This is a genomic window from Runella sp., from assembly GCF_027484545.1.
GTDB lineage: Bacteria > Bacteroidota > Bacteroidia > Cytophagales > Spirosomataceae > Runella.
This window is the reverse complement of the sequence record NZ_JAIXST010000014.1, coordinates 23,015-29,552: the sequence shown is the minus strand read 5'-3', so window position 1 is coordinate 29,552 and position 6,538 is coordinate 23,015. Positions and strand designations below refer to the sequence as shown.

General features: G+C 39.7%; 9 protein-coding genes. All 9 read left to right on the top strand.

Translation table 11 applies throughout. The annotated features are described in order from the left end of the window. Positions 1-60: 60 nt before the first annotated feature. Positions 61-363 (top strand): transposase, encoded by a 303-nt coding sequence (locus Q0081_RS00970; RefSeq protein ID WP_298348286.1) that lies wholly within the window; start codon positions 61-63, stop codon positions 361-363. Beyond that, on the top strand, positions 363-1,277 hold the full coding sequence (locus Q0081_RS00965) for a DDE-type integrase/transposase/recombinase (RefSeq protein WP_298348284.1): 915 nt from the start codon (positions 363-365) through the stop codon (positions 1,275-1,277). Before Q0081_RS00970 ends, Q0081_RS00965 begins: the two co-directional genes overlap by 1 nt. Before the next feature lie 385 nt (positions 1,278-1,662). After that, positions 1,663-2,052 (top strand): VOC family protein, encoded by a 390-nt coding sequence (locus tag Q0081_RS00960; protein ID WP_298348282.1) that lies wholly within the window; start codon positions 1,663-1,665, stop codon positions 2,050-2,052. 5 nt (positions 2,053-2,057) lie between these two features. Next, on the top strand, positions 2,058-2,729 hold the full coding sequence (locus tag Q0081_RS00955; RefSeq protein WP_298348280.1) for a VOC family protein: 672 nt from the start codon (positions 2,058-2,060) through the stop codon (positions 2,727-2,729). A gap of 35 nt (positions 2,730-2,764) precedes the next feature. After that, complete coding sequence (locus Q0081_RS00950; protein WP_298348278.1) at positions 2,765-3,772, top strand: bestrophin family protein; 1,008 nt, start codon at positions 2,765-2,767, stop codon at positions 3,770-3,772. 2 nt (positions 3,773-3,774) lie between these two features. Continuing rightward, the gene (locus Q0081_RS00945) at positions 3,775-4,521 is read left to right on the top strand and encodes a hypothetical protein (RefSeq protein WP_298348276.1); all 747 of its coding nucleotides are present in this window, start codon (positions 3,775-3,777) and stop codon (positions 4,519-4,521) included. 222 nt (positions 4,522-4,743) lie between these two features. Next, on the top strand, positions 4,744-5,685 hold the full coding sequence (locus tag Q0081_RS00940; RefSeq protein ID WP_298348274.1) for an SDR family NAD(P)-dependent oxidoreductase: 942 nt from the start codon (positions 4,744-4,746) through the stop codon (positions 5,683-5,685). A 196-nt stretch (positions 5,686-5,881) separates the two neighbouring features. Then, positions 5,882-6,181, top strand: a complete 300-nt coding sequence (locus Q0081_RS00935; RefSeq protein WP_336913578.1) for an ATP-binding protein — start codon at positions 5,882-5,884, stop codon at positions 6,179-6,181. After that, positions 6,144-6,521: a hypothetical protein gene (locus Q0081_RS00930; protein WP_298348272.1), complete on the top strand. Its 378-nt coding sequence runs from the start codon at positions 6,144-6,146 to the stop codon at positions 6,519-6,521. Before Q0081_RS00935 ends, Q0081_RS00930 begins: the two co-directional genes overlap by 38 nt. The last annotated feature ends 17 nt before the right edge of the window (positions 6,522-6,538 follow it).

Below are 6,538 nucleotides of genomic sequence, written 5' to 3'. Positions count from 1 at the left end.
CTTGTCAGCCCGATAAAAAACTGGACACAAGTTAAGGGAAGAATCTAACTTGTAGTCACAATGAGCAAACATCGAAAAAGTTGGAGTCAGACAGAGATAGAAAGCATCCTCCAACACTATCAACAACACGGCATCAGCGCAACGGTTCGTCAATTTAACGTCGCTTCTTCAATGGTGTACAGGTGGCAGTCTAGTAAAGACGAAATTAAAACAGAGGCAAAGAGTGGCATCAGTCGAGCGGAATATCATCATCTTTTACGCGAGAACCAACTTTTGAAAGAACTGGTCGCTGAGCAAGAACTCGAAATTCGAGTCAAGGATGCACTTTTAAAAAAAACGATCCATCAAAACAAGAGCGGTTGATGGTCGCTCAGGAGTTCATTGATTTATCCTTTCCCAAGTATAAAGTTTTGGCTTGGTGTTCTGTGGCTCGGAGCAGTTTTTACTATCGCCCCAGCATTGGTTTGAGAGGACGTAAACCTTACGCTGTTGTCAAAGACAAAGATGGTAAAATTGTTGATAATGAGACTGTTGTGAAAATTATAGAACAACTCTTTGTACATCCTTTTGTAGATTATGGGTATTACAAAACCTATATCTATTTGAGAAAAAAACAACACTTGCAGATTAGTAAACACTTGGTTTACAGGCTGATGAAGACCCATCAATTACTTAGAAGTCAGTACTCTGCAAGCTCTAAAAAGATGAAACGTAATTGGGTCAAAGACTTATTGCCACAAGTGGAAGTACCTTTTACTTATTTGGAATTTGACATAAAATTTATCTGGATTGCTGGCATAAATCGAAACTTACAAGTCTTGACTATTTTAGATGTGTTCTCTCGATGGAATGTTAGTCATTTGATAGCGTATTCTATTAAATATCAAGATGTTATCAAGTTATTTGAACGTGCTTTTCAACATCTAACTATTCCTGAGAAATTCTATGTTAGATGCGATAACGGATCACAGTTTATAGCGGACATGGTACAAAAGTATTTCATAGACAAAAAAGTCATTCAAGAATTTACTAAACCTGCTACTCCTCAGCAAAATAGTCATATTGAATCCTATCATTCCATCATGGAAAGTGCTGTCTGCCAGAGGTTTCAGTTCAAAGATTTAAAAGATGCCAAACAAACAATGAATCAATTTAGAGAATTCTATAATTTTGAAAGAATCCACGGTGGTATTGGCTTTCAAAGCCCCGCTGAATGCTTAGAATCAAAGGGGTTAAATATGAAAATTAGTCCTATCAATAAAATCTCCATTCCCTAAAATAAGGGAACTCATGGGTCCAGTATTTACCAGTCAGCACACTCATTGCCAAAGATGGATTTCAGGTATAGGTTACTTTCATGGTGTTGCCCATTGCCTTTTTATTTCTTTCCTATTATTTATGGCGTAAGAAAATAGAAACAGCTTAATAAAAAACCCTCAATTGCTTTTTTGCCCCTCCCCGGTTCGATTAAGCCGGGATTTAGTATGTTTTACCTCTTCTACTACTTTTGATTCCATTTTCAAAAGGTTCAATCAGTGAATTTTGAGTTCCAAACACTATGCTGTTTTGCAATATTTTTTTCAACGTTTTTGCGGATTTTATTCTACAACTTCTATTTTTACAAGCAGTTGCTTTAATGAATCCAATCCCTTAACCCCGCTCATGAAATTCAATTTAGAAACTGTCATTCTCTTTGCCCAAGATGTAGACAAACTCAAAGTCTTTTATGTCGATATTTTTGAACTCGATATAGTAGAAGAATTTGAATCGGAATGGCTACTGCTACAAGCAGGAAATTGTAGGATTGGGCTCCACAAAATCGGCGAAAATTATTCAGAAAACAATCCAGAAGCCTTTAAATCAGACAGCAATACAAAACTGGTTTTTGAAATTGACGAAGATATTTTCAAAGTTAGAGAACGATTGCTCAATGAAAATGTATCCATTCGGGAAATAAAGACTTTTGAAAATTATGGATTTTGGGTTTGCGACGGTGAAGATCCCGAAGGAAATGTTTTCCAATTGAAACAAAGAAAGGAATCTCAAAAATAAGCGAAATGGACATTTTAGAAATTCAATTGTTAACTGACAACTTGGAGGAAACCGAGCATTTTTATTCGAATTTAGTAGGGTTACCAACGAAACAGAAAGACGCAACTTCTATTTCATTCATGGCAGGGCAATTCACGTTGACTTTTCTTCAATCCACTGAATTGAATCCGACGTATCATTTTGCGTTTAATATCCCTAAAAATCAAATTGAAAGTGCTACGGCTTGGGTTGCCGAAAGGTTTGAACTCATCTTAGGTCCTGATAATGAAACCATTGCCAACTTTGTCAGTTGGAATGCAAAAGCAGTTTATTTTTATGACAACAATGGCAATATTCTGGAATTCATTGCCCGTTTTGATTTTGACAATGCTTCTGATCGGCCGTTCAGTACTTCGTCGATTCTGTCCGTCAGTGAAATCGGCCTTGTCACCGATGTGCCCATGGCGTATGCAAAACAATTAGTTGATAAAGAAAATTTATCCTATTTTAGCAAAAGTCCCGAAAGTGAAGCCTTTGTAGTTTTGGGGGACGATAACGGGCTGCTGATAGTGGTAAAAAACCAAAGAAATTGGTATCCCACCCAACAACAAGCTCAAAAACAGTACACAAAAATCAAATTAGCGGTAAATGGCTTACTAAAAGAAGTAACCGTCAATGACGAAAACACCGCCCGATAAATAGTATTATCCGCCTAAACCTTAACCTTTTCTCAATGCACGCCGGCAGTCAATACAGTTTTAAAGAGTTCATTTTTTGGACGCGAAGAAATATTTACAAAGCCTTACTGATTGGAATAATTCCAACGCTGCTGTATCAGGTAGCGGGGGTAAAATGGCTCGCTTTACCCTGGACAGTGGTCGCGCTTTTGGGTACGGCCACGGCATTTACAGTCGGTTTTAAAAATACCCAAACCTACAACAGAGCCTGGGAAGCCCGTCAGATATGGGGGGCGATTTTGAACAGTAGCCGTACGTGGGGCGTCGCATGTCGCGACTTTTTTAACAATAAAGAAGCTACTAAAACACTTGTTTACAGACATTTCGCGTGGCTTACGGCCCTGCGCTATCAAATGCGGGAAGCCAAAGCATGGGAAAACGGCGGCAAACCACACAATCAGGAATACCGACGCTTCTATACCATTCCCGAAAACGAAACAAAGTTAGAGACCGAATTGGCCAACTACCTGTCGCCCGAAGAGTTGACCTTTATATTGTCGGCCAAAAATAAAACGGTTCAACTCTTGAGTTTGCAATCCAACACGTTAAAACAATTGTTTGAAAACGGTGAAATAGATATTCACCGATTTTTAGAATTAGAGAGACTAATTAAAGATTTCTATGACAATCAGGGCAAAAGTGAACGAATCAAAAACTTCCCCTACCCTCGTCAGTTTGCTTCCTCAAATACCTATTTTATTCGCCTGTTCAGCCTGATGCTGCCTTTTGGGATGCTGAAAGAATTTGACAAACTCAACGATTCAGTAGATGGACTCATGAAAGGAAATATGGTGTGGTTGGTGATTCCGTTTACAATTCTGATTTCTTGGTTTTTTACCACGTTAGACCAAATTGGCGAGGGGACCGAAAATCCCTTTGAAGGAAGCGCCAACGACATCCCCATTTCTCAAATGAGCCGCACCATTGAACGGGATTTGAGAGAAATACTGGGCGAAACAAACTTACCCGATGCCTTACAACCCAAACACAATATCATTTTATAATTATGAAAAAAAGAGAAAAACTCGACATCATTCGTAAGGTCTACCCTCATGCGGTAACCACCATTGACAGTGTGAATACGTTTATTGATTTCATTGAAGAAACACTGGATTTAGAACCAGGGCAAGTCATGCTGGCCGACAGCATTTGCAGCGATGATGTCAACAGTATTCAATATCCCACAAGGGCCCATGAATTTTTAGGCCCTTTCAAAATGGGTGGCTTAGACGGGTTTCCCTTTACGGGCCTTACGGGCATGGGCGCTTTTGCCAGCCACGTACCCGACGAAGGAGCCGTATTTATCTATTATGGACCTCACATCGGTATTACCAAAAAGGGGGTTATCGGTGAAATCCATCGCGTAGGTCAATCTAAAAATTCGGGTTGCTGCGGTGCCGCCAAAGGAGCTTTGGGCAAATTAATGAACGATCAAATCATTGAAGGAAATGTAACGGACATTGATTTTCAAATGAATACGATTGAACAAATTTTACTCAAACAAAAAGACAGAATACTGAATGCCAAAGTACCACTATATGAAGCAACAGAAGTGATTTATGAGGCCATCGACCGACGTATTCATGAATTGGTTGAAAAGACAACATATCACTGTAAATACGTGATTTTATTCGGAGCCATTCTGATTAACAGCGACAGCGACATGGGCTCCTACACTACCGCTCGCCGTTTTGAGATACTGGATCTGCATACACAGGTAAAAACAGACTATATGCACGTCTTTAACACTTAATCATAAGAATCACGAATAAAATGGGGATTGAAGCGATTAAAAATCGGACTTCAATCCTTTTTTATCTGAATCAAAACGACTTTTTATCTTCTAACTTTTCTGCCATTGTCAGTGTCCCCACTGACAACCTCCTGTAAAAACAATTACAACTAAACAAACTTGCTGGGAATCGGTTCCTATTTCAATGAACTCACCATTGAATAGAATTATAACCGAGCAAAAATGGCAAAAATAATTGTAGTTGCGGGAGCAACGGGAAATCTGGGCGAACGAATTTGTAAAGCTTTACTGGACCAGGGAGCGGAAGTTAGGGCTCTTGTTCGTTCCAACAGTGATAGGGCTAAAGTAAATCATCTTCAGAAATCAGGCATCAAAGTTGTGCAGGTAGACATGCAAAATGGGGCAGACGTGGCCGCAGCTTGCCAAGGAGCCTCCTGTGTAGTTTCTGCTTTGGCAGGATTGCGGGAAGTAATCGTTGATACTCAAAAAATACTGCTGGATGCCGCCATTAAGGCAGGAGTTCCGCGTTTTATCCCTTCCGACTATTCATTGGATTTTACGAAATTTTCGGACGGAGAAAATCGTAATTTAGATTTGAGAAGAGAATTTCATACCTACCTCGATACCAAGCCCATTACAGCTACAACGATTTTCAACGGAGCCTTCACCGACCTGTTGACCCATGAAATGCCCCTTATTTTATTCAAACAAAAACGGGTACTTTATTGGGGAAAAGCCGACCACCCCCTATGGTTTACAACCATTGACAATACAGCCGAATACACCGCCAATGTTGCTCTTGACCCAACAACGCCTCGTTTTCTCAGAATTGCGGGAGACCAAGTAAGTCCTCGGGAAATAAAAGAAGCCGTTAGTAAAATTACGGGTGAACATTTTCGGTTCTTTTGGGCAGGTGGGCCCGGGCTGTTGAGCTTTCTCATCAAAGTGGCACGCCTGTTGGCACCAAGCCCAAAAGAGCTTTATCCGGCTTGGCAGGGAATGCAATACATGCGAAATATGATTGATAAACGAGCAGATTTAACGGCCACCGACAATCATCGCTACCCGTCCGTATGTTGGACAGGTGTGAAAGAATTCCTTGCTGATTATCAAGCCGGTAAGCAGATTACCCTTGAAAATACCCTACCACTAAGTGCAGAGTAATGAATTCACAGCAGAGATTACCATAAGCAAATCGCGTCGAGAAAAGAACTTTACTGACGATTTACCATTGATTTTAACATCGGACTTCCTGATGTCGAGTATGCCAAACAAGGCAAATAATTAAAAAAATGCCATCATTAAAATAACGGAACTGCCGAAAGTCACAGGAAACAAAGAGTATCTCGCTCAACTGTTTATGAACTTGATCAGTAATTCAATCAAGTTTTCCAAGAAAAATCCTTACATCAGCATTACGGGTTCAGTAAAAGAAAATAAAGTCTTTATTTATGTAAAAGACAATGGCATTGGAATGAGTGAAGAACATTTGGATAAAATACTTTTTGCCTTTCAAAGACTTCATTCTCGAACAGAATACGAAGGTTCAGGAATTGGACTTGCCATTTGTAAACGTATTGTTGAGTTGCATAACGGAAAAATAAGCGTCCAAAGTAAACCAGATGAGGGAACGACTTTTATTGTTGAATTACCCGAATAGGAATATCGGTCAACTTACCAAGCAATTTGATGCAATCATGTGCGGTTTTGGGCTACCTTATCTGTCGAAAGAAGAAACAGAAAATCTGATAAGCGGCTCCTTTGCTTTATTAAAACCTGAGGGTGTTCTTTATGTTAGCACTATGGAGGATGATTATAATAAATCCGGAATTAAAACATCAAGCTCCGGCTCCCAACTATTTATGCATTATCATCAAGCCGATACATTAACCCAGGCACTCCAAAAACAGGGTTTTAACATCATTGATTTACAACGAAAAGAGTACCCAGCAACCGATGGAACAAAAACCACAGATTTATTGATAATTGCCAGAAAATAAAGGCACCTACTTCACCG

What these genes read in the sequence shown, in the direction of transcription:
- Q0081_RS00970 (WP_298348286.1), top strand. Translation starts at nt 61, where the DNA reads ATGAGCAAACATCGAAAAAGTTGGAGTCAGACAGAGATAGAAAGCATC.
- Q0081_RS00965 (WP_298348284.1), top strand. Translation starts at nt 363, where the DNA reads ATGGTCGCTCAGGAGTTCATTGATTTATCCTTTCCCAAGTATAAAGTT.
- Q0081_RS00960 (WP_298348282.1), top strand. Translation starts at nt 1,663, where the DNA reads ATGAAATTCAATTTAGAAACTGTCATTCTCTTTGCCCAAGATGTAGAC.
- Q0081_RS00955 (WP_298348280.1), top strand. Translation starts at nt 2,058, where the DNA reads ATGGACATTTTAGAAATTCAATTGTTAACTGACAACTTGGAGGAAACC.
- Q0081_RS00950 (WP_298348278.1), top strand. Translation starts at nt 2,765, where the DNA reads ATGCACGCCGGCAGTCAATACAGTTTTAAAGAGTTCATTTTTTGGACG.
- Q0081_RS00945 (WP_298348276.1), top strand. Translation starts at nt 3,775, where the DNA reads ATGAAAAAAAGAGAAAAACTCGACATCATTCGTAAGGTCTACCCTCAT.
- Q0081_RS00940 (WP_298348274.1), top strand. Translation starts at nt 4,744, where the DNA reads ATGGCAAAAATAATTGTAGTTGCGGGAGCAACGGGAAATCTGGGCGAA.
- Q0081_RS00935 (WP_336913578.1), top strand. Translation starts at nt 5,882, where the DNA reads ATGAACTTGATCAGTAATTCAATCAAGTTTTCCAAGAAAAATCCTTAC.
- Q0081_RS00930 (WP_298348272.1), top strand. Translation starts at nt 6,144, where the DNA reads ATGAGGGAACGACTTTTATTGTTGAATTACCCGAATAGGAATATCGGT.